General features: G+C 72.8%; 7 protein-coding genes. 2 read left to right on the top strand and 5 right to left on the bottom strand.

Features of this window, described 5'->3' with window-relative positions:
* Window positions 1–4: 4 nt before the first annotated feature.
* From ACF1DX_RS37780 to ACF1DX_RS37795, 4 genes are all read right to left on the bottom strand, one after another.
* Entirely contained in the window at window positions 5–9,487 is a 9,483-nt protein-coding gene (locus ACF1DX_RS37780) for an amino acid adenylation domain-containing protein (protein ID WP_391795672.1), read from the bottom strand.
* Window positions 9,484–13,548, bottom strand: a complete 4,065-nt coding sequence (locus tag ACF1DX_RS37785; RefSeq protein WP_391795673.1) for an amino acid adenylation domain-containing protein — start codon at window positions 13,546–13,548, stop codon at window positions 9,484–9,486. Before ACF1DX_RS37785 ends, ACF1DX_RS37780 begins: the two co-directional genes overlap by 4 nt.
* Before the next feature lie 588 nt (window positions 13,549–14,136).
* Window positions 14,137–15,126, bottom strand: coding sequence for a cytochrome P450 (locus ACF1DX_RS37790; protein WP_391795674.1), 990 nt, complete (start codon window positions 15,124–15,126; stop codon window positions 14,137–14,139).
* Window positions 15,127–15,391: 265 nt separating this feature from the next.
* Window positions 15,392–16,141, bottom strand: a complete 750-nt coding sequence (locus ACF1DX_RS37795) for a transposase family protein (RefSeq protein WP_391795675.1) — start codon at window positions 16,139–16,141, stop codon at window positions 15,392–15,394.
* Window positions 16,142–16,158: 17 nt separating this feature from the next.
* Here ACF1DX_RS37795 and ACF1DX_RS37800 point away from each other — a divergent pair, with 17 nt between their 5' ends.
* Together ACF1DX_RS37800 and ACF1DX_RS37805 are read left to right on the top strand one after the other, a co-directional pair.
* Complete coding sequence (locus ACF1DX_RS37800) at window positions 16,159–16,494, top strand: helix-turn-helix domain-containing protein (protein ID WP_391795676.1); 336 nt, start codon at window positions 16,159–16,161, stop codon at window positions 16,492–16,494.
* Window positions 16,495–17,039: 545 nt separating this feature from the next.
* A complete protein-coding gene (locus ACF1DX_RS37805) occupies window positions 17,040–22,658 on the top strand; it encodes a hypothetical protein (protein WP_391795677.1) in 5,619 nt (1,872 codons plus the stop codon).
* 55 nt (window positions 22,659–22,713) lie between these two features.
* Here the strand turns inward: ACF1DX_RS37805 and ACF1DX_RS37810 are convergent, their stop codons facing one another.
* Window positions 22,714–23,118, bottom strand: coding sequence for a YybH family protein (locus ACF1DX_RS37810; protein WP_391795678.1), 405 nt, complete (start codon window positions 23,116–23,118; stop codon window positions 22,714–22,716).
* Window positions 23,119–24,440 lie beyond the last annotated feature (1,322 nt).

Below are 24,440 nucleotides of genomic sequence, written 5' to 3' on the forward strand. Positions count from 1 at the left end.
GGGCTCAGTGGGGGTGCGGGAGGGGTGTCCGGCGCCCGGGGGTGCCGTCGGGCCGGGGGCCGGCCGGGGCGCGGCGGGCGAGATCCTCCTCGATGACGGCGGCGACGGCCCGGACGTGCGGGGGTGCGACGAGCGTGTAGTGGTCCGCGTCCACGCGCAGGACGCGGACGGGCGTGGGCAGACGGGCTTCCCAGTCGGCCGCCGCGGACCGGGCGGGCGCGAGGGACGCCACGTCCTGGACGGGCCGCTCGGCGAGCCAGACGGTCGCCGGGGTGCCGGTCAGCCGGGGCAGCCGGTGCCCGGCCATGGCGGCCAGGTTGGCCCGGCAGCACCGGGCGAGGCGCTCGGCGTAGTCCCGTCCCCGCGCGGACAGTTCACCGCCGCGGTTGCCGCTCAGCTCGCGTGCGAAGACGGCGTCCACCTGGCGGTCGTCGTGGACGGCGGCCGGTGCCGCGGCGGCCGGCGGCGGCGGGTCGAGCAGGTAGAGGCCGTGCACGGGACGGCCGTCCCGTTCGGCGGCGGACGCCATCGACAGGGCCGTCCAGGCCCCGAACGACCAGCCGCCCAGGCTCAGCCGCAGCCCCGGATCGGGGAACGCGGCGCGGACGGCCGCCAGATAGCGTCCGGCGCGGTCGGTGATCGACCGGGCGGGCTCGTCGAGGTCGCGCAGCGCCGGATCGGCGATCAGGCACACCGTCAGCCGCTCGTCCAGCGCCGACACCAGCGGCCGGTAGGCCTGGATGTCGCCGCCGACGGGGTGGATCAGGCAGAGCACGTCGCGGCCGGTGCCGCGCTGCCACACCTCGGCCTGCACCGCGGCACCGCCGGCCGGGGAGCGGCGGACGGACGCCCGGAGGTGGCCGAGGATCTCGGTGAGGCTGACGCGGTGGCTGAGCCGGGACAGGTCGAGATCGGCGCCGCAGCGCCGCTTCACCTCGTCCACGAGCTCCAGCAGGGCCAGCGAGTCCGCGCCGAGGTCGTACAGGGACGCCTCGGGGTCGAGGCCGGTGACGCCGAGCAGTTCGCACACGGCGGCGGTCAGTTCGGCCGCGAGGTCCGCCGGCGCCGGGATCCCGTCCTCGGCCGGGGTTACGGTGTCCTCGCCGCGCGGGGGGCCCTCGGGCGCCCCGGGCACGGCACGCGCCGGTTCGTAGAAGTGCCGTGCCCGCTCCAGCGGCGTGGTGTTCACCATCAGGTGGGGCAGCCGCAGCTCCAGCGCCTGGGCGAACACCCGCACGCCGTCCTGCGGGGTGAGGGCGACGGCCAGGTGCCGCTGGTGCCGGGCGTCCCGGCCGAGCGCGCTCTGCGCCATGCCGACCTCCCGCCAGGCGTCCCAGCCGATGCCGCAGCGGACGGTACGGCCGGTGTCGCCGTCGGGCAGGTAGTGGGCGAAGGCGTCGAGCAGGCCGTTGGCCGCCGCGTAGTCGAACTGGCCGACACCGCCGAGCAGGGCCGCCATGGACGAGCAGTGGACGACGTGGTCGGGTTCGTGGCAGGCGATCAGCCGCTCGACCAGCAGGGCGCCGCGCAGCTTGGCCGCCGTCGCCCGCCCGGCGGCGACGGGATCCCGTCGCGTCAGCAGCGCCCCGGTGGCCGTACCGGCCGCGTGCACCACGCCGACGAGCCCGTCCAGGTGGGGCGCGAGACGGTCCGCGACGCGGTCGAGGTCCTCGTCGGCGAGGTCCGCCGCCACCAGGGACACCCGTGCGGCGAACGGTTCCAGCGCCGTCGGCAGGACGGCCCGGCGGGCCAGCAGGACGACCCGGTTGCCGGGCTCGCGCAGCAGGTGCGCGGCGATGCTGGTGCCGATGCCTCCGGTACCGCCCAGGATCAGATGGGTGCCGCTGTCCTCCGGGCGCCGCCCGCGGTCCGCGGCGGGCGGCGCGGGAACGGGCTGGGCCTGGCGGTACCACCAGTAGCCGTCGCGCAGGGCGACGACCTGCCGGGCGGGCGTGCCGTCGAACAGCAGGCCGGGCAGGTACGGTGCCCAGGCGGCCGGGTCCGGGCCGGGCAGGTCGGCCCAGCGGGTGGTCAGCCGCAGCTCCTGCCGGGGGATCTCGGTCGCCGCGGCGAGCAGGCCGGCCTCCGGGCGCCGGACGGCTCCGGTGACGGGCTGCGCCTGCTGGGAGAGCAGCCACACCCGCGGCCGCTGTCCGTCCGGGACGTCCGCCAGGGCCCGGCACAGCGCGGCGACCGTGTCGAGGCAGGCCCGGCGTGCGATGCCGAGCGAGCGTTCGCCGACCTCGCCGTCGATGGCCAGGGGAAGCGCGTGCAGCCAGTCGACGCCGTCCGTCCCGGCCGTCGCGGTGACGTCGGCGAGGACGGCGGCGAGGTGAGCGGCGTCGGCGGGGTCGGCGTCGTAGCGGTCGTCGCCGTGGCGCGTGAGGGTTTTCCCGGCCCGTACCCGCACCACTCGGGCGCCGGACCGCTCCAGTTCCCGCCACGCGGCCGGGCCGGTCTGCGGCGCGGCGACCACCACGACGGTCCGCCCGGTGCCGACCGTGCCGGTACGGGCCCTGCGCAGCCGCGCCCACTGCAACTGGTGCAGCCACCGGTCGGCGGGAAGCCGCTCGGGGGCGTCCTGGCCGGGGGCGTCCGGTGTGGGCCCGGCGGGAGGGGTCCGGGGCGCGGCGCGCGGGATGTCGTACTCGGCCAGGTCGAACGCGGGTGGCGGGAAGTCCCACGGCGGCTGCGCCGGACCGGCCGGCCAGACGAGGGTGTGTCCCGCCGTCCACGCCTCGGCGAGTTCCCGCGCGTCGCGGCCCCGGGCCGGCACCTCGGTCCCCGGCTCCGGGGGGAGCGCCGGTGCCGGCGCGGCCGCCGGGTCGAGGGAGCGCAGCCAGGACACCGCGTCCGCCGCGTCGGGGCAGACCGCCGCCGCCCGGTGGGCGAGCGCCGGGCGGCCCGCCTGGAGGTGCCGCAGGACCTGGGGGTAGTCCTCCGGGTGGGCGTCGAGGTGGTCGGCGATGCGGCGGGCGTCCGCGCGCAGGGCGGCCGGCGAGCTGCCGGACAGCACCAGGCAGGGCACGGGGCCGGGCCCTTCGTGCGGGTCCCGGTCCGGGGCGTCCTGAGGCTTCTCCAGCAGCAGGTGCGCGTTGGTGCCGCCGATGCCGAAACTGCTCACCGCGGCCACGCGCGGGATGCCGTCCGGCCACGGTTCGGCGGCGGTCGGTATCCGGAACGGCCCGTCCTCGATCTCCGGGTTGAGGCGGTCGAAGTCCACCGTCGGCGGGACGGTCCCGTGGTGCACGGCGAGCACCGCCCGCACCAGGCCCACCACGCCCGCGGCCGCGCCGAGGTGCCCGAGCTGGCTCTTGACGGACGACAGCGCGAGCCGCGCGTCGCCGGGCAGGCCGTAGGCCTGGCGCAGCGCGGCGGCCTCCACCGGGTCGCCGAGGCGGGTACCGGTGCCGTGCGCCTCCACGTACCCGACCTCCGCGGCGGCGCGGCCGCTGCGGAGCAGGGCGGTGCGCAGCGCGGCCTGCTGTCCGGCCGGCGAGGGGGCGCTGTAACCGAGCTTGGCGGAGCCGTCGTTGTTGACGCCGGAGCCGGTGACGACCGCGTACACGGTGTCGCCGTCCCGGCGGGCCGCGGTGAGCGGTTTGAGGACGACGACGCCCACCCCGCTCGCGCCGACGGTGCCGGCCGCGTCCGCGCTGAAGGGCCGGCAGTGGCCGTCCGGCGAGAAGATGTGCTGCGGCCGGTAGACGTAGCCGTCGGTGAGGTGGGGGTCGACGAGGACGCCGCCGGCGAGCATCACGTCCGCGTCGCCCTGGCGCAGCAGCCCGGCGGCGACGTGCACGCCGACGAGGGAGCTGGAGCACGCCGACTGCACGGTGAACGCGGGCCCGGTCAGACCGAGGTGGTAGGCGGCCTTGGTGGCGAGGAAGTCCTTCTCGTGGTGCAGGGCCAGCCGGAAGGAGTCCGGCAGCGCCGCCGGGTCGACCTCACGCAGCATGGTCTGGAAGTACGTGTTCTCGCCGCAGGCGGCCACCAGGCCCGTACGGCGTGCGTCGGGAGCGGCGACACCGGCGTGCGCCAGCGCCTGCGCGCACGCCATCAGCAGGTGACGCTGTTGCGGGTCCATCAGCCGGGCTTCCTGCGGACTGATGGTGAAGCGGGCCGGGTCGAAGGCCAGCGGCCCGTCGAGTTGGCTGCGGGCTCCCACGCGGCCGGCGGTGGCCTCGAAGTGCTCGATCCCCCGTCCGCCGGAGGTGACCAGGTCCCAGAAGGCGGCCAGGTCGACGGCTCCGGGGAGCCGGACGGCCATGCCCACGACGGCGATCGGCTCGTCGGGGGGCCACACGGACGGCCGTCCCGCGACGGGGAGGGCGCGGGGGTGCGCGGCGGCGCCGGGTGCGTCGGCGGCGGGGGGCGGCATGTCCGCGGGGGCGTCGTCGGCGGACGCGGCTCGGTCGAGGGGCGCGTGGTCGGCGGCGCGGGACGGGCCGTCGGTCCCGGCCCGGTCACGGGACGAACCGCCGGACCCGGCCCGGTCACGGGACGCGCGGTCGGCGCGGGAGGGACCGTCGGTCCCGGCCCGGTCGCGGGGTGCGCGCCGGTCCTCCACGAGGCGGGCCAGGGCCCGGAGCGTGACCTGTTCGAACAGGTCGGGCACGGTGAAGGGCAGGTCGCCCTCCTGGGCGCAGCGCAGCTGGAACCGCATCAGGTCCAGGCTGGTGGCCCCGGCGTCGAAGTACCGCCGGTCCACCGCGACGGCCCTGCCGGTCGCCTCCTCGAACAGCGCGGCCAGGCGGCCCTCCAGCGCCGAGGCCGTCGGGGCCGCGGCGAGCGGCGCCCGCAGGTCGTGTCCGGCGGCGGTGGGTGCGGCCAGGCGGTCCAGTTTGCCGCTCGGGGTGCGGGGCAGGGAGGTCAGCCTGCGGAACCGGCTCACGCGTACGAAGGAGGGGAGCAGGCCGGACAGATGCCGGTCCAGGTCCGCGGGGTCGGGGTCGGGGTCGTCGGCGTCCCGGTACTGCAGGCAGGCCACCAGTCCGCCGTCGGCCACGGCGGCGACCGCGTTCGTGACACCGGGGTAGCGCAGCAGGGCGGCCTCGACCTGGCCCAGTTCGAGCCGGTGTCCGCTCACCTTGACCTGGCCGTCCTCGCGGCCGGCGTAGTGCAGCAGCCCCTGCGCGTCGAAGCGGGCGAGGTCGCCGCTGCGGTAGAGCAGCCCGAGGTGCGGGTCGTCGGTGAAGCGGGTGCGGTTGAGGTCGGTGTCGCCCAGGTAGCAGCGGGCCGCCATGGGGCCGCCGATCAGCAGCCTGCCTGTCACGCCCGGCGGTACGGGGAGCCCGCCGTCGTCGACCACCCGCAGCACGGCGCCGGCGACCGGCCGGCCGATGGCCGGGCGCAGCGGCCAGGCGGCGGGGTCGCCCTCCAGGCACAGGGCGGAGACGACGTGGGTCTCGGTGGGGCCGTAGTGGTTGAACAGCCGGGCCCCGTCCAGTCCGGCGAACCAGCGGCGAATGGCGTCGGTGCACACCAGCTGTTCGCCCGCGGTGATCACTTCGCGCAGCCGGGACGGGTGGCGGCCGGTGCGCGCGCCGTGTTCGGCGAGCAGCTGCAGGGCCACGTACGGCAGGAAGATACGCTCCGCTCCCCCGCTCTCCAGCTGCTCCAGCAGGGCGGGCACGTCCTGCCGCCAGTCGGGCCGCACCAGACGCAGCAGGCCGCCGGAGCAGAGGGTGGAGAAGATCTCCTGGAAGGAGACGTCGAAGGACAGCATCGAGAACTGCTGGGTGACGGCGGCACGTTCCAGGCCGCCGTCCGTGCGCTGCCAGGTCAGCAGGTTGCACAGGGTCCGGTCGGACACCTGGACGCCCTTGGGGGTTCCGGTGGAGCCGGAGGTGAACAGGGTGTACAGCGGGCGCAGGGCCCGGTGCGGCGCGGTGGCGGGCGCCCGGCCGGAAGCAGGGGCGCCGGCGAGGGTGACGGGGTGCCGCGGCAGGCCGGGCGGCGCGAGCGTGTCGAGTGCCCCGGCCCGGTCCGGGTCGACCAGGACGCACACCGGATCGGCCTGCGCGAGGACGTGCCGGAGCAGGGACGGCGGGTAGGACGGGTCCAGGGGGACGACGGTCAGGTTGAGGCGGGCGGCGGCGAGGAGGGCCACCACGTGTCCGGCCGAGGGTTCCAGGTACAGGGCGGCCGCGGCCGGCGCCGCGGGGTCGGCGGGCAGGCGGTGGCGCAGTTCGGCGGCGAGGGCCGCGGCCCGCGCGTCGAGTTCGGCGTAGGTGAGCGTCGTCGTCCCGTCGGTGACGGCCGGGGCGTGGGGGGTGCGTCGCGCCTGCCGGGCGAAGCCCTCGGCGACGGTGGTGAAGTCCGGTGTCCTCGCGGCTCCCCGGCCGGGGTCGGGAAGGGCGTGCCGGTAGGGGGCGACCAGGTCGCGCAGGGTGGTGTCGGTCTCGTCGGTCTCGTCGGTGAGCCGGTCCAGGGCGTCGCGGAAGAGGCGGGCCGCGGCTTCGACGCGGTCGGCGCCGAAGTCGTCCCGGTACTCCCACAGGCAGTCGAGGCCGGCCTCGTGCTCCACCACGGACAGGGTCAGCGCGCACTTGGCGCCCAGCGGTTGGAGGTGTTCCGGCCGGACGGCGCAGCCGGGCAGCCGCAGCGCCGAGAACTCGGTGTTCTCCAGGACGAACAGGAAGTCGAACAGGGGGCCGCCGTCGTGGAAGGCGTGGTCGGCGAGGACGTCGGCGAGGGCGACCTCCTGCCCGTCCAGTACGGCGCGGGCCGTGTCGGAGTGCCGCTCAAGCAGGGAGCGCAGCGGGACACCCGGGTCGGTCGCCAGGGGCAGCAGCACCGTGTTGGCGAACATGCCGACCACGTCGTCGAACTCGGGCCGGGACCGGTTCGCCACCGGGGCGGCGACGAGGGGGCGGGTCTGGCCGGTGACGCCGTACACGCTCCAGGCGAACGCGGACAGCAGCACCTGGAACCTGGTCAGGCCGAGCCGCGCGGTGAGCCGGTCCAGCGCGCCGCGGCGGACCGGGTCGACCGGGGTGCGCAGCAGGCGGGCGGTGCGCGGTGCGGGCGCGTCGGCCGCCTGCGGGGCGGAGGAGGGAGGAGCGGTCCGCTCGTAGTGGGCGCGCAGGCGGGCCCGGCGGCGCCGGTAGCCGGGGCTGTCGTGCCAGGTCCGCTGCCAGTGGGCGAGGTCCAGGGTGGTGACGGCCGGTGGCGGGGGCGCGGAGGGTGGACGGCCGTCCACCGCGGCGGCGTAGTCGGCGGCGAGGTCGCGGAAGAGGATGCCGAGCGACCAGCCGTCGACGGCGACGTGGTGCAGGTGGAGCAGGACGAGTCCGCCGCCGTCGTACGGCAGCCAGGCCGCCCGCAGCAGGCGGCCCCGGCCCAGGTCGAAGGCGGGGGCGAAGAAGCGCTCGACGGTCGTGTGAGGGTCCTCGCCGTCGCGGGCCTCGACCGGCTGCCACGGGTCGTAGGGGGCGCCCACCTCCTGTGTCAGGCCGTGTGGTGCGGGCACGAGGCGGGTCCGCAGTGCCGGGTGCCGCTCCACCAGCCGGCGCAGCGCGCCGTGCAGGGCCCCGGGGTCGACGGTGCCGTCGACCCGGAAGGCGAGCGGGACGTCGTAGGACCGGTCCGCGGGGTCCCGGCGGTGCATCAGCCACAGGCGTTCCTGCTCGCCGGTGGCGGGCGCGGCCCGCTCGCCGGTGACGGGTACGGGCGGGTGCTCGCCGGTGGCGGCGTCCGGGGCGAGGAGGGCGTCGGCGAGGGTGGCGAAGTCGGCGCGCAGGACCAGTTCCTGCGGGAGGTCGACGGCGAACCGCCGCAGGGCCTCGAACCGGAAGCGGAGGGCTTTCAGCGAGTCGCCGCCGCTGGGTATCCAGCGGTCGCCGGGCCCGAGGCCGGTGACCGCGAGCACCTCCTGCGCGAGGTCCAGGACGCGCCGCCGGCCGGCGTCGGCGGGCGGGTCGTCGCGGTGGTCGCCGCGCCAGGGGGTGCCGGCGGCGGCCAGGAGGGCGTCGCGGTCCACCTTGCCGTTGGCGTTCAGGAGCAGTTCGCCGACCAGGTGGGTGTGGTGGGGCCGCATGTACGACGGCAGGGAGGCGGCGAGGTGCCGGTCGTAGGCGTCGTAGGACAGGTCCTCGCCGGGGGTGAGGAAGGCGAGCAGCTCGTTGCGGCCGTCGTCGTCGCGGCGGGTGCACACGTATGCCTGGCGGACGGCGGGGAGTGCCAGGATCTGGCGTTCGACCTCTCCGGGTTCGATGCGGAAGCCGCGCACCTTGACCTGCCGGTCGGCGCGGCCGACGTAGGTCACCAGGCCGTCGGCGTCCTGCCGGACCAGGTCGCCGGTGCGGTACCAGCGGCGTTCGCCGCCGTCCTCGTGCGGCAGCCGTACGAAGCGCCGCGCGGTCTCCTCGGGCAGGTTGCGGTAGCCCAGGGCCAGGGCCGGTCCGGACAGCAGCAGTTCGGCGACCTCTCCCGGTTCCGCGGTGCGGCCGTCCTCGGTGCGCAGCAGCACGCCGGTGCCGGGCAGGGGGGTGCCGATGGGCACCGTGTCGCCGTCGAAGTCCCGGGGCACGGCGTGGCTCAGGGCGAACGTGGCCGCCTCGGTCGGTCCGTAGGCGTTGTACAGGACCGTACGGGAATCGGGGTTGTCCCTGTACCAGCGGCGGACGACGCGCGCGTTGAGCTGTTCGCCGCCGGTGAGGACCTGGCCGGTGTGGGAGAAGCAGTCGGGGACCTTGTCCACGACGGCGTTGAACAGGGCGGCCGTGATGAACAGGGTGTCGACGCGGCGCTCGCGCAGCGCGGCGGCGAGCAGGTCGGGGGCGGCGGCCTCCTCGTCGCCGAGGACGACACAGGTGCCGCCGGTGAGCAGGGGCGTCCAGATCTCGAAGCTGAGCGCGTCGAACGCGGGATTGGACAGGCAGCCGTAGCGGCGGCCCGGCCCCAGGTCGATGTAGCCGGGTGCGGCCAGGCGCAGTACGCCGTCGTCGGTGACCTCGACGCCCTTGGGGCGGCCGGTGGTGCCGGAGGTGTAGAAGACGAAACCGGGCCCCGGGGAGGCCGGGTGCGGTTGTCCGGTGGTGCGCCGCGCGGCTTCGGGGGTGTGCGGCGTGTCCCGGCCGAGGAGCAGTTCGGCGGTGAGGGCGGTCAGGTGGCCGGGGAGGGCCTGCCGGTCCGTGGACTCGTGGACGACGGCGACGGCTCCCGAGTCCTCCAGGATGTGCCGCTGCCGTCCGGGCGGGCTGAGGCGGTCCAGCGGCACGACGGTCGCGCCGGCGCGGCGGATGCCGAGCATGACGCACACCAGGCGCCAGGAGCGGGGCAGCCGGACGGCGACCGGCCGCCCGGGGCCCACGCCCGCCGCGCGCAGCCGGTCGGCCACGCGGGCGGCGGCCCGGTCGAGTGCGGCGTAGTCGAGGACGACCGCGCCGTCCTCGACGGCGGGTGCGTCGGGGGTGCGGCGGGCCTGGGCGAGGACGGCGTCGGCCAGCGAGCCGGGCGTCGTGTCGTGGGTGCGGTCGTTCATCGCACCGCCCTCGCCGGGGAGGACGCCGCGGGTGCGGGGGCGCCGTGGTGGGCGAGTTCGGCGGCGATGATCCCGGCGATCCGGGCGGCGCCGGCGCTCTCCAGCATCTCCCAGTGGTCGCAGTCCACGGTCTCCACCCGGAAGTCCCCCCGGGCCCGGGAGTGCCAGAAGTCGCGCACCTCGGCGTGGACGGGGGTGTCGTGGCCTTTGGGGACGGCCTGGGCGAGGACGGTCCGTGCCGGGGAGCCGGCGGGCAGGTGGTCGCGGGCGGTCAGCCGGTTGTGGTTGTAGATGCGGAAGTACCGCTCCACCTGTGCGTCGTCGATGCCGGGGTACATCCCGTTGAACCTCACGAGCTTGTCGCGGAACTCCGCCATGTCCACGGCGGTGATCTCCGCGCGGGCGGCTTCGTCCGCGGTGGCCTGGGTGTCGAGGAGGACGACGCCGACGTCGGCGCGTCCGGTCCGCGCGAGCAGCCGCCCCATCTCGTGGGCGACGAGACCGCCGTAGGACAGGCCGGTCAGGACCACCGGGCCGCCGTCCAGGGGCCCCAGGAGCCGCAGGTACTCCTCGGCCATGGCCTCCACCGTGGGCAGGACGTCCTCACCGGGGTTGACGCCCGGGGACTGGATCCCGTACACGCCCACCGTGTCGGGCAGGAGCGTGGCCAGCGGGAGGTAGCAGAACGCGGTGCCTCCCGCCGGGTGCACGCAGACGACCCGGGCGCCCCGGCCGGGGCGGAACTCGATGACGCTGCCCGGCGCGCGGTGGGCGGCGTCGCCGCGCAGCAGTGCGCCGAGGGACTCGATGGTGGGGCGCAGCATGATCTCGGCCACGGGGATCCGCCGGCCGAAGGTCTCGGCGACGGCGTGGGCCACCTTGATCGCGGACAGGGAGGTTCCTCCCACGTCGAAGAAGTTGTCGGTGATGCCCATGCCGGGGTGCGCCAGGACGTCCCGCCATATGCGGTACAGGGCGTGCTCGACGTGGTCACGCGGGTTCGCCGTGTTGACCTGGTCCGCCCCTTGTTCCCGGGCGAGGCGCAGCAGTTCGGCACGGTCCAGTTTGCCGCTGCGGTTGAGGGGGAGCCCGGGCAGGTCGGCGAAGACCGCCGGGATCATGTAGTCGGGCAGCCGGCGCGCCAGGGCGGTGCGCCACTCGTGGGTACCGCGGGGCGGGGCGGTGCCCCGCCCGATCCCGGCGACCAGCCGGGTCCGGCCGGTGGCGTCGCGGTCGGCCAGCACCACCGCCTCGCGGACGCCGGGCAGTGCGGTGAGCGCCGCCTCGATCTCGGCGGGCTCGATCCTGAAGCCCCGCAGTTTGACCTGGTCGTCGGCGCGTCCGACGTAGTGCGCGTGGCCGTCCGGCAGGCGTCGGGCGAGGTCCCCGGTGCGGTAGACGCGCTCTCCGGGCACGAACGGGTCGGGCAGGAAGCGTTCCTCGGTCAGGTCGGGGCGGTTGAGGTAGCCGCGGGCCAGGCCGGCGCCGCCGAGGTACACCTCGCCCACCACGCCGGGCGGGACCGGCCGCATCCGGGAGTCCAGGATGTACAGGCGGGTGCCGGGCAGCGGGCGCCCGATCGGGCACTGCCGTTCCAGGGGCCGGGGGTCGTAGTACGCGGTGCTGTAGAGGGTGGCCTCGGTGGGTCCGTAGCCGAAGCAGATCCGCAGGCCCGGCAGGTGCCGCGTCATGCGGTGCAGCGCGGCCTCGGTCAGCGACTCGACTCCGGTCAGGAGGCGGCGCAGCCGCAGTCCCCGCAGTCGCCGGGCGGGGTCCTCGTCGATCCACTTGACGTAGGCCGGGGGCAGGAAGGCCTGCTCGATGCCGTGCTCGCGCATCCAGTCCAGGAGTGCCCCGGGGTCGCCGCGCAGTTCCTCGGGAACGATGTGCAGGACGCCCCCGGTGGTCAGCGGCAGCAGCAGTTCGTGGACCGACGCGTCGAAGCCGATGCCGGACCAGGCGGAGCCGGCCTCACCGGCGGGTGCCCCCATACGGGTCTGCCAGGCGGCGAACAGGTTGAGCACGCTGCGGTGTTCGACGGCGACGCCCTTGGGCCGGCCCGTGGACCCGGAGGTGAAGATCACGTACGCGAGCCGGTCCGGTGCGTGGGCGACGGCGGGGGGCCGCCCGCCGTCGGTGCCCTCCGCCTCGACCGCTGCCAGGTGCAGCCATCCGGCCGGCCGGTGGGCGGCGTCGTGGTCACTGAGCACCAGCGGGCAGGCGGCGTCCTCGGCCATGCCGGTCAGGCGTTCCCGGGGCTGGCCGGGGTCGAGGGGGAGGTAGGCCGCGCCCGCCTTGAGGATGCCGAGGACGCCCACCACCAGGTCGCAGCCGCGGGTCGCGTGCAGTCCGACGACGTCCCCCGGGCGGACGGACCGGGCGACGAGGGCGTGTGCGAGGCGGTTGGCCCGACGTTCCAGTGCGGCGTAGTCCAGGGACCGGTCGCGGCAGCGGACCGCCCGCTGTCCGGGGCGGGCGCGTACCTGGGCCTCGAAGAGTTCGACGAGCCCGGAGGCGGAGCCGAAGGGCACCGCCGGGGGGCCGGCTGCGTCCTGCGGCTCCGTGTCCCGTCCGGCCGGTGTGGTGTTCCCGCCCTCCGCGCGGTGCGGGCCGTCCTCGTCGCGCGCCACGGTGTCCCAGTCGGCGACGAGGCGGCGGCGCTCCCGCTCCCCCATCAGTTCCAGTGCGGCGATCTCGCGGCCGGGGTGGCGTGCCATGTCGCCGAGCAGCCGTCTGAGGTGGTCCGCCCATCGCAGGACGGTGGCCCGGTCGAACAGCGCCGTCGCGTAGTCGAGGTGCCCGACGATCCGCCCGTCCGTCTCGGTGGCCGACAGCACGAGGTCGAACTTGGCCGGGGCGTGGTCGATCGGCAGCGGTGCGGCCCGGACACCGGGCAGGTGGAGCAGGCCGCCGCGGTCGGGCTGCCAGGCCAGCATGGTCTGGAAGAGGGGTGAATGGGACGCGCTGCGCGGCGGGTTGACCAGTTCGACGACCCGTTCGAAGGGCAGGTCCTGGTGGGCGAGGCCGTCACGGACGACGGCTCGCGTCCGGGTGAGGGCCTCCTCGGCGGTGGGTGAGCCGGAGAGGTCGATCCGCAGGGCGAGGGAGTTGACGAGGAAGCCGATGAGCTGTGCGGCTCCCGGGCCGCGCCGGTTGGCGACCGGGCTGCCGATGACGAGGTCGGAGCTTCCCGTCAGCCGCGACAGGAGGACCGCCCATCCGGTGAGCAGGGCGACGTAGAGGGTGCCGCCGTGCCGCCGGGCCAGTGCCCGCAGGGCCGCCGTGGTCCCGGCGTCGAGGTCGAAGCCGACCCGTCCCCCCGTGAAGTCCTGCTCCGGCGGGCGGGGCCGGTCCGCGGGAAGGTCCAGCAAGGGGGGCGCGCCGTCCAGGGCGCGCCGCCAGTACTCCTCCTGTCCGGCGAGGGCACCGCCGAGCACGGCCTCGCGCCGGGTCCGCGCGTGGTCGGTGTACTGCGTCTCCAGGGGAGGCAGCGGGCTTTCGGTCCCCCGGAGCAGTGCCTCGTACACCGAGCCGAGTTCCCGCATCATGACGTTCATCGACTGGCCGTCGTAGACGCTGTGGTGGAACGTCAGCAGCAGTGCGTGGTGGTCGGGGCCGAGCACGACGAGCCGGCCGCGGGCCAGCGGGCCGGCCGTCAGATCGAACGGTGTGCCGGCCTCGTCGGCCTGGACCGCGGCCAGGCGTGCGGCGGGATCGTCCGCCCCCGTGAGGTCCTCGACCGTCAGCGCGTAGCCCGCGCCGGGCGGGTCGACGTACTGGAGCACGGCCCCGGCGTCCTCCACCAGCCGTGTGCGCAACGCCTCGTGACGGTCGCTCAGCTCGTCCAGTGCCCGCTGGAGGATGTCACGGCGCAGCGGACCGCGCAGCGAGTGACAGACGGTCTCGTTGTACGCGGACGCCGCGCCGGGCAGTTGCGCCAGGAACCACAGCCGCTGCTGGGCGAAGGAGGCCGGATGGATCCGGACCGCCGGACCGGCGGCGGATCCTTCGGCGGGCAGCGGGGACGGGGGGACGGAGGCGGTGCGGCGGGCGTTCCGCATGGGGGTACCTGACCTTTCCTGTCCTGCGCGACGGGACACGGGCATGAGGCCCGGGGGCGCACGGGGGCACCGCAGGGTGGGGGGTGTCGGGGTTGTTCCGGGGAGGCGATCGCCGCCCTGACGACTCGGGAAGCACAACGGTGACCGCGAATACGGTGACGGTGAAGCGTGCGAACGGGCACGGACGAGGCATCCACTCTTAACGGGGATGCCCTGTTTTTCACACGTTGTGGGGACACCGGGGAGACGGCTCCGCTGCCGCGTCCTTACGACTCGGCCGCCCCGTTCGGTCTGAGGGGAAGGGGGAAGGAGAGGAGGAACTGCTCGTCGACCAGACTCCTCCAGAGGCACATGACGGACCAACAGTGACACGACCGGGAACCGTCAGTGATTCGTTTCGGCACCGCGACGACGTGAGCGATCTTCAATCAACACCCGAAGCCCTGTCAATGACGACTTGTGCGGGAGCCGTTGCTCATATGAGGGCGAGAAACACATGAGATGTCACACTCACGCGGTCACCATGCCAAATCGGGCACATTGTGCCGAGAGGGTCGGGGTCCGGCTTTCCGACCGGTGGACCGGGGATCAGTACGCCATGTCGAAACGAATGGGAAGATTCTTCAGACCGCCGACGAAAGTGGTGGCCGTCAGTGACGGAGTTCCGTCGAGTTCCACACTTCGCAGCCGGGGCAGCAATTCGGCGAAAAAGGCGGATATCTCGAGTTTGGCCAGGCTCGCGCCCAAGCACCGGTGCACACCGTAGCCGAAGGCCAGGTGCTTGTTTCCGGTACGGCCCACATCGAAGCGGAACGGGTCCTGGAAGACTTCCTCGTCCCGGTTGGCCGAGGGATACATCAGCAGCAGGGACTCGCCCTGCCCGATGACGGTGTCGCCCAGCCGGCAGTCCTCGGCCGCCGTCCGCATGAAGGACTTGGTGGGCGTGACCCAGCGGATCACCTCGTCCACCGCGAGCGGCAGCAGTCCGGGGTTCTCCTTGAGGCGGGACAGCTCTCCGGGGTTCTCGATGAGCGCGTGGAGTCCGCCGGACAGGGTGGAACTGGTCGTGTCGTGTCCGGCCGTGGCGATGAGGACGCAGTAGGAGAGGGTGTCCATGTCCGACAGGTGCTCTCCGTCGATGCGCGCGTTGGCGATCCTCGAGGAGAGGTCTCCGGCCGGGTGGGCCCGCCGGTCGGCCGTCACCTCGGCGAAGTACGCGAACATGTCCCGCTTGGGCGCCGCCAGAGCGGCCACTCCGAGTTCCCGCGCCTTGTCCTCGTCGCCCCTGCCGAACATCTCCTGGGTGAGGGTGAGCATCAGGGGATAGTCGGATTCGGGCAGGCCGAGCAGGGCCATGATGACGTACAGCGGATAGTGCACCGATATCTCGGTGACGAAGTCGCAGGACCCGCCGGACTCGTCCATGCGGTCCACGTACTGTTTGGCCAGCTTCCTGATCCGCGGCTGAAGCTGCCGCAGCACGCTCGGCTTGAACCAGTCGGACGCGATCGCGCGGACGAGTCGGTGCCGGGTGCCGTCCAGGTGCACCAGCATGGTGAAATTGCCGCCGTTCTCCACCGTGTAGCGCTCCTCGTCCAGCCGTGAGAGCGTGCTGTGGGGGCGTTGAGGAACCGTGTGTTCTCCCGCTCGATCCGCACCACGTCCGCATGCCGTGTCACGGCCCAGAACGGCTCGAAACCCTCTTCCTCGACCCGGTGCAGCGGGGATTCGCGGCGCAGCAGGGTCAACGCCCGATGGAGCGCCGGATCATCGGTGTAGGTCATGGGATCGGTGAGGCTGCGGCCAGCCTGCTCGATGGTCAGGTCCATCACACTGAGCTTCTTCAGCGTTGCAACTCCAGTGTGAGGACGGCCTCGGCGATTGACGTCATGCGGTTGGGGCTGCATCGGGACCTGCGGAAGATCCGCCAGGACTTCAAGCGGGCGACACCGCGTTCGACGGGTGCGCGTGCTGCGGCCAGGGCACGGTTGCGGGTCTTCTCGGTGGGGGTCAGCTCCTTCAGGGGCCTGCGTTTGATGCCCGTGCTCAGCCACGGACCCGCGTCCTGGTAGGCGAGATCGGCCAGGATGGGAACGCCCTGGCGCTCGCAGATCCGGATGATCCGGTGGGTGCGGGCGACAGTCAGGTCATGGGTGCGGCCCGGCAGGGCGGGCGAAAGCCACAGCAGCCGGCCGCCGGGATCGGTGACGACCTGCACGTTCACACCGTGGCGCCGGTGTTTATGGGAGTAGTCGGCCCGGCCGTCGCCGACCCGGTCGCACTCGGCGAGGGTGCCGTCGAGCAGGACGAAGTCGGGTTCGTGCTCGCGCAGCGTCTTCAGCAGGCCCGGTGCACGTGCGGCGAGCAGGTCGACAACCGCGCTGGTGTAGGCGTGGGCGGTGGACTCGCTGATCCCGAACCCGGCGGCGATCTTCGCCAGCGTGGTGTGCTCGCGCAGGTACATCAGTGCCACCATCGCACGCTGGGACGGACGGAGCTTGCAGCGCCGGTCGCCCTCACGGGTGACAATCAGCATGGTGACCCACTCCACGAGTGCATGCGGCAGGTCGAGTGCGGCAGGATGCATGACCAACGAGGCCCCCGAGCAACGTGATTGAGACGTCAGACATCTCGATCAACAGCCCGGGGGCCTCGCTCGTTGCGCTTCACGAACCGTCACCCGATCGGTGGCCACCTCGAAGAAGCCCATTGAGCCCGCGTGCCCTTCAAGAGGGCTTCCGCAAGCATATGGACATGACGCCCACCGAATACGTTCGCCGTGTGCGCATGGCTCGCGCCCACGACATGCTGGCTCAGGCCGACCCGCAGAGCGGTGTGAGCGTGGCGCAGATCGCCTATCAATGGGGATTCACCAATCTGGGCGGTTTCGCCCGGGATTACCGGCGCCACTGCGGTCAGCTTCCGTCCACTACGCTTCGCACCTGAGGCGTCTCGTCGGTCCAAGGCGAGGGATACGAAGCCGAGGACAAGATCCCCACAGGGTTGCCCGGCGAGTATTCGAGGTAGGGAGCAAGTGGCACGTCCGAGTCCGTGCTCGCCGGAGTCCCGCGACGTGGCGGTTCAGCCGGCCAGGAGAGCTGACGGGCCGGGAACGGTGGCCCGAGCCGGCACAGTAAGGGGTGGGGATGGCTCATCGGCCCGAGGACAGAGCGGATCACAACGTTCCGCCGGACGTTGTCGCGCAGGCGGCGGACCCGCAGACCAGTACCAATCAGCCGAACGGATCCCCCGCAGCACAGGACGGCCGTACGCCGACGGACACTGCGGTCCGGCTCGGTGACGCGCCTTCGGGGGTGTACGGCGGGTCGCAGGCACCTCCTCCCCGAGGCGAGCCGGCTCCGGTGGCCGAGGAGGAACGAGGGGCGGACAACGCTTCCGGAGACAGCGGGCCCGCCCGTCCCCTCAGTACCCCCGTACTCGGCTTCGGCACACGTCGTGACGGTGCGCGGGAACTCGCCCACATCACGCCCGTGCCGCAGGCGACCGTCGAGTGGCTGCAGGAGCAGGCCATCGATCTGGTGGAGAGCGGCAGCGGCCCGGACCGTGCGTTCCGTGCCGCGGTACGCCGGGTCCTGACCCAGCGCCTGCTGTCCGCCGAGTGGGCCCGGCTGTTCAGCACGGCCGGCCTCCCCCTCAACGTCACCTACCGCGGGCAGCGGTATCCCGTCTCGCTCCGCCTCGCCCTCACCGCCCTCGGCCCCTCCTCCCCGCAGCTCGACTCCATGCCCGACGGACCGCCGGTGAGCGTCCAGCGCTGGGCCTTCGGCATCAACGAGGTCGGGGACACCGGTGGCAGTGGTGATCTGCGCGGCCTCAGTCATCCTTTCTCCCACACATGGACCGTGGACAAGGGACTGCTGCGCCGTATCACCCTCGCGTCGCAGCCCAGCCTCACGTACAACCAGCTCACGACCTCGGTGACGGTCGGTACGACGGTCCAGCCGATGGTTCTCATCCGCAGCAAGGGGCGGCACTGGCCGTTCGATTACGCGATGACGTGGGAACTGCGTGACAACGGTGTGCCGACCGGCTCGCCGCTCGGTGCGCTGCCCGCCCCGGGGTGGAAACCGGCCTCGAGCCCCGCACCGGACAAGCTGCTGGTGTGGTTTCCCGCCTACCTCGCCACCTCCGAAGGGCTGCCCCAGGTCGACCCCGGGCGGCCGGAGAGCGTGCCCGCACCGCTCGACCGACTGCTCGACGAGGTACCGCTGTTCGGCCCGAAGGCCCTCGCGGACCACGACATGCTCCTCGACGACGTGCTGCGTTCGTTCGCCGACCAGTTCGGCTCGCTGTCGGACAGGTCACGCCAGGAGCTGTCCGAGTTCTTCGGTGAGGGCAACCACCGCAGCAACTTCCCGCAGATGTGGGGTGGTTCGGTCGCCACCCCCACCCTCTACACCGCTTCCGGTGAGACCCTCGGCTATCTGCGCGTCAGCGCGGAGCTGACCGGAGGAGACACCGTCACCGGGCCCACCACGGCGAGCTCGGTGCTGGAGACGTACGTCCTGCGGTCGCTGCGCATGCAGGGCAGCGCTCAGATCAGCAATGGAGCCGGTCTCAACCTGTCGGTCACCTTCGGCTTCGCAGCCGGCGCTCCCGACCCGCTCACCGGTGTGGAACCGATCGGCGGACAGCTCACGTTCCAGTTCGGCGCACAGCGCCAGTTCGCACACCTCCTGAACAGCGGGGGAAGCGCCCGTATCGCCCACTCGTTGCGGACGGCGACCCCCCTGCTCAACGTCACGCCGTGGATGCGGCTGCACGTGACCCTCGTCCGTCCGGATCAGGCACCACTCCCCCCGGCCGCCGGATCACCCCTGGCCGGCGGCAAGCAGTACCCGATGGACCTGCTGGTCCCCTCGCTCGACGCCCTCGGCCACATACCGTCCGAGACGCGCCATCTGCCGCCGGAGGTCCTTCACCTCGAACAACTCGGCGTATCCACCACCCCGCTTCAGGTCTCCGGTACCGAGACGCTCTTCGAGAGGGCCGAACGGTGGCTGCGCGACCAGGGATTCCTGCCCTCCGACCAGCCCGGGACCCAGCCGTGGGACCGGGCGACCGGACAGGCCACCCGCACCCAGCGGCTGAACAACCTGCGCAAGCTGGACCGGATGCGTTCCCGGCTGGGCCTGCGTTCCGCCCTGGACGAGATGATCGAGGGCGGCGAGACCACCTGGTTCGAGCTGCCCGGCGCACTCGGGACCCGGCGCAGCTCCGTCCGCCTGGTCGCCGAACGCCGCTACACCGGCCGGGACGCCAACGCGGGTGTCGAGCACCAGCGCACCGTTCCCAGGATCCAGACGCTGAACTACACCGGGTCCACGGTCCCGGGGGACGAGCAGTTCCAGAGCACGCCCTTCGCCTGGAACGTCGGCGGCAGCGGCGCGGTCAGCAATCCGTTCGCCGTCGACGGTGACCAGCCGCTGCAGCAGCTGAGGCCGCAGTACTCGTACACGTCACAGCACACCAGGACCACGGGAGCCGGCGCGGGCACCGGCCACGAGTACTACATGCTCAGTCCCACCGAGAACGGCATCCAGGTCTTCTCCGTCCCGGTCACCTACCGGTTGGAGATCTCCGACAGCCATGGTCCGGCCCCCGAACCGGACAGCGCGGACGGCAGCGTACGTCTGGCCCTGCCCACGTACCGCACGCTCGACCGTCCCTTCACCGCTCCCCGCCCCGGCCGTGCGGAGATCCGTGATCACCGCCACCGGGACGACCGGATGCTCTCGCTGCCGGATCCCGGACGCACCCTCCAGGAAGGCGTTCTGCGGTTGCCCGAGACGGCCTGGCTCGACCGTGTCGGCGGCAGCGCGGAGCTGCGCCGCGAGGTCCTCGGCATGATCGAGGGACTGGAGCGCGAGGCGACGGAGCAGGCCGAGCGGTACGTCATGCCGGCCACCCCGGGCGGGTGGGCCGAGGAGGACGACCTCGAGGCCCAGGTCGTCGCGGAGGGTGCCGCGGCCCCTGCCGGCACCGGCGCCGCGGAAGGAGCGGGCGATGCGGTGCCGCGAGCGGCCGCCCCTTCATGGCTCTCGTCGCTGGTGCGGCCCGTGGGCGGCCTCATCTCCGGCAGCGCGCACTGGGTGGCCGGACGGACGGCCGAGACGGGGCGCTGGGTCTGGCGCGCCGCGGTGGGCGAGCCGGCCACCGACCGCGAGTCACTGGCGCACGAGGTCGTCGACACGGCGTTCTCCCCGCACCATCTGTCCGCCAACGCGCTGAGGATCTTCCGCGACTCCTACGTCGTCGAGGGTGCCGCCACTCCGGGCGTGCTGGCCGGCACGGACTTCACCATCGAGGTCAAGGGGTACCTCACCGACGTGCGGGTGCTGCCGCGGCCGCCGAAGCTGGACGCGGAACGCTGGCTGCAGTCCACCAACGCCTCCGCCTCGACCGACAGCGAGCAGTCCAGTCACCAGGGCGGCCTGTCCTTGGCGGGCCGCTACGGGGGCAAGGACAGTTACTTCGCCCCCCAGGGCGGCTTCCAGGCACGCGCCGCGCGTACGGACAGCGTCACCGTCAACGACAACACCGGTGTCTTCCGCGTCACCACCGAGGACACCACACCCGCCTACCGCTTCACGGCGAAAGCCCACTATGTGGTGACAGTCCGCGGCGGCGCACGCAACGTGGTGAGCGGCACCGCAGCCCCGGGGCTGGGCGGTCCGGACCGTACCCGGGTGGTCGAGCTGTCCGAAGGCGTGGAGTTCCTGCTGGTCGACAATGACCTGCAGAACCACCCGGATCTGGCGGTCCTGGTCGCCGCGGCCGGTCAGACGTCCCTGCCCGCCACCCCGTCGGACCGCCGCCTGCCGTCGTGGTATGTCGACAGCGGCGGCACGCTCGGCGCGGGCACGGTCACCGAGGTCCACACCGGTGGCGGCCGCGACGCGTTCCAACGCCGCGTCCACCGCCTCGTCCAGCAGGAGGCGCCCGGAGTGACGACACCGGGTCACGCCGCCTATGTGCCCGGGGTGCTGACCCGGATCAATGAGCACGCCACCACCCTCGGCCTGCGCGCCCTGGTCCATGCCGGGCCGAAGGGCCGGACCGCCTTCCACTTCGTCCACCGTTCCTGGCTCGGCCCCCGACTGGTCGAGGTGGCGCTGGCCGCACGGCCGGCGCCCGGCCAGGACCTGTCGGCCCGGCGCGGCAAGCGGGTGACGGCGACCTCCGGCATGGACAACGTCTTCGGCCACTCGCACGGCGACGGCGCCGCGCTGGAGGTGCCCGGGGCCACCCGGGTCAGCAGCAGCCGGACCGTCAGCGGGCAGGTCGACTTCTCACCGCTCGGCGAGCGCGATGGAGAACGCGCCAGGCCCGCACTGAGCCTGGCTCGGCAGGGCAACCGGTCGGACGTCCACAACTCCAGCCGTGAACTGCGTTCCTGGCAGCGCACGTTCGGCAGCACCACCGAGTTCTCCCTGCCGTACGAGTACGAGGTGCGGGTCTCCTCGCGTCCGCTGACCGGACTCGTCTTCCGGCGTCTCCTCGACATGATCGGCACCGGTGTGGACCTCGTGAAGGACGTGTTCGTCCTTCCCCGCACGCGGACCGACGTCCTGCCCGCGCCCTGGACGGGCCGCCGGGAGGTGGAACCGGCCACCACCGTGCTGCGGTACAACCTCTCGGAGGCACCGGACGAGGGTGAGCGGCGCGCCGTGTCCGTCGAGCCGGCCGTTTTCACGGCCGATCCGTCCGTACCGGGCCCGGTGCCCGTGCCCGGGGGTCCGGCAGCGGCGATGGAGGTCCCGGCGGATCTGCGCGCCCTGCTCTCCGGCCCGGCCTGGGTTCCCGTACGGCCGATCGAGATCTACGACTTCGGCGGCGTACGCGAGCTGGCCGATGCGCTGCGGGCCGTCGACCACACTCTGCGGCGAACCTCCGAACCGGAAATCACCATGTCGGCCGAGAGCATGTTCATCCGGCTGACAACCTTGGCGCAGAGCAACCGGATCACCCGGCTGGGACCCGCGGCCCTCGCGCCCTTCCTCGGCCGCCCGGGCGGCACCGGCGTCTCGATGAGGATCACTCTGTACTCGCCGCGTTCGGAGGTGACCAGCAAGGACACCGCCATCGACCGGATCGAGCTGTCCCTGGACGGCTTCCAGACGCAGGCGGACAACACCATCACGCCGAGCCTCGGCTACAGCCACTCCTCCCCCTACAGCTCCGCCGACCGCGGCGGGCCGGCCGTCCCGGTCGCGGGCGACCGCGCCACGCTCGGGCAGACCGCCTCCTCCTCCAGCCAGCGCCGCGAACTGCTGAGGTTCGGCACGCCGATGGCCAACGCCAAGGGGGAAGGGCTGGTCGGCCACCGGGTCCGCGCCGTGGCCCTGGTGGAGCTCCACGGTCCCGACGGCAGCCGCTGGGTGGCCGCCGACGTCCTCCTGCGCACCACCGAGACGCCGGTGGACACGGCACCTCACGCTCCCGCGCGCCCGGCCGCTACCCCGCCGGCCGCCATGACCGGCGGCAGCCGGTCCGCGGATGCGGTCCGCGATGTCCTGACCGGCGCTCAGAAGACGCGGGCGCTGTCCTCCGTCACCGAACAGATCGCCTCCGCACCCGCCGCTGCCGTGGCCGGCGGTGTGCCTGTCGAGGAGGGGGCGGGCGACGCGCGTCCCCGTGTGCTCCACCAGGAACCGGATCCTGCCGCAGCGGACGCGCGGGACGCTTCCGGACTGATCGCTTCGTTCACCGAGGAGATCCGCCCGTACCTCAGGGTCTGGGAGGAGCCGGTCTCACGCGGTTACACCCACCTGACGGAGAACGTCCTGACCGACTGGGGGACGCGGTCATTGGTGTTCAGGCCGCACGAGGACCCCTTGTGGGTGGTCAACTTCGAAGGGGTGTGGAGAACCTTCGCCGAAGACCTTCGGCCGGTTCCCTTCCCGAGGATCCAGGACGGTCCCGTGGTTTCACTCGATATCGGTAGCGATGGCCGCCTCATCGGTCCCGCGGCCAGAATTCTGCGGCTGAACGGGGAACCCCGCCTCCCGTCGGCGAAGGCCCCCTTCTGCGGCCTCAACCTGGGGTCCGGTCTGTCGCATCTCTTCGCTCGGCCTCGGGCGTCCTGAAACAGAGTGGGCCGCTGACTCCGTCGGCGGCCCACTGCCGGACCGTGAGGCCGGATCAGATCTTCTCGCGGAAGCGTGTGCCGTACGGGTTGTCAATGATGTAACGCCAGAAACCGTCGGAGCCTCGCCGGGCGATGTCCGAAGCAGAACCACGAAGATGCACGTCATCGCCGTCGGGGCCGGTCCCCTTGATCTCCCAGTCGACCAGGAAGAGGGCGATGTCGTCAGCGACGATCATGTGGCGGACATCAGTTGTCATGGGTAGACCGACCGACATGAAATTGGCCAGCTCCCGACGAATGAGAGCCGGATCGGTAAGAGCCTCTCCGGAGTTCGTCACGAATGCGGCGCCTTCGGCGTAGATGCTCATCATCACATCGATGTCGCCCGTGTTGAAACGGTCCGCCAGAGCACCCATGACGTCCTCCGGGCGCTTGGGGGGCGGTCGTACCTCAGCCATGACGGTGTCCTTTCTTCTCGTTGTATCGGCCACGTAAAGCTACGGGGTCACTTCATTGGGTCGTGTCCCCGGTCGTGGTGTAGCCGATCACGGTCCATCACTTCCGCTTTGGAGCCGTCGGGTACGTGCCGCAGCCAGCCGTCGTGCGATCACCGCTGGTCCCGGCTCGGCGAGCCTCAACAGGGCCTCCAGAGAGGGCGACTCGAGCCGCGACCTGGGGTTTCCGTTAGCTTGATCGGCTACACCACTCGGCGGGACGCTATCCTTCATTGCCCACTATCCGGAAAACGCGGCGCATGGCCGATCTGCGCTTCTCGCGTGCTGCTTGCGGGCGGTCCTGCGGCTGTGCTTCCCGGCCTCGGCGTCGGCGCGGGGCGTACGGCACCGGCGGCCGGGACGGTTGAGGTGCGGGCGCCGGACAGGGGAAGACCGAGCTGCGGAACGCTGTCCGGAGCGCTGGCTTCCGGCCTCCCTTCGCAATCCGGACAGATGCCGCGCCAAGTGGACAGCGGACCAGGGGTACCGCTCCCGACGTCGTGCTCAGAGGTTCTGGTCGCCGGGACCGGCGATGACCCAGTCAGGAGGCACAACGCGATGAACACGAACCCTGTCGGCGTCCTGGCCGGCTCTCGCGATAGCGTCCCGCCGAGTGGTGTAGCCGATCAAGCTAACGGAAACTCCAGGTCGCGGCTCGAGTCGCCCTCTCTGGAGGCCCTGTTGAGGCTCGCCGAGCCGGGACCAGCGGTGATCGCACGACGGCTGGCTGCGGCACGTACCCGACGGCTCCAAAGCGGAAGTGATGGACCGTGATCGGCTACACCACGACCGGGGACACGACCTGCGCCAGCCGGCCTTGTCCCGGAGAAGCAGAAACTGGCAGGTATGGGCAGACGACGTGGACGAACTGAAACGATGACCTGCAGGTACTGGCCCTTTCGGTTGACTGCTTGGAGAGGCGGATGTGGGACAGATCGAGCAGGGGCTTGAGCACGCATTGCGGACCCGGCCCACTCCCTCAAGTACCGGGACTCGCCTGCGGTTTATGCCGACAGTGCACCGTGGTTCAGCCGACAGGTGGCCACGGTGTTGGGGGTGTCGCAGCGCACTGTGCAGCGGCATGGGCCTCCGCCCGCGTGTGCTCCTTTGGCTGCGGCGGTAATGGGCAGCGTGACAGTGCCCGTCTTCGGCCTCGCGGTCGGCTGATCTGCTCACCGATGTCCCGTGGTGGGGGCGCGGGGGCGGCGGGCCCACCGCAGATCCCGGCCGGGGTCACCCGCACCACCCCGGCCACCAACACCCACACCCCCCCGGATTGAACGAAA

The organism is Streptomyces sp. NPDC014676, from assembly GCF_043084105.1.
In the GTDB taxonomy this organism is placed as follows: domain Bacteria; phylum Actinomycetota; class Actinomycetes; order Streptomycetales; family Streptomycetaceae; genus Streptomyces.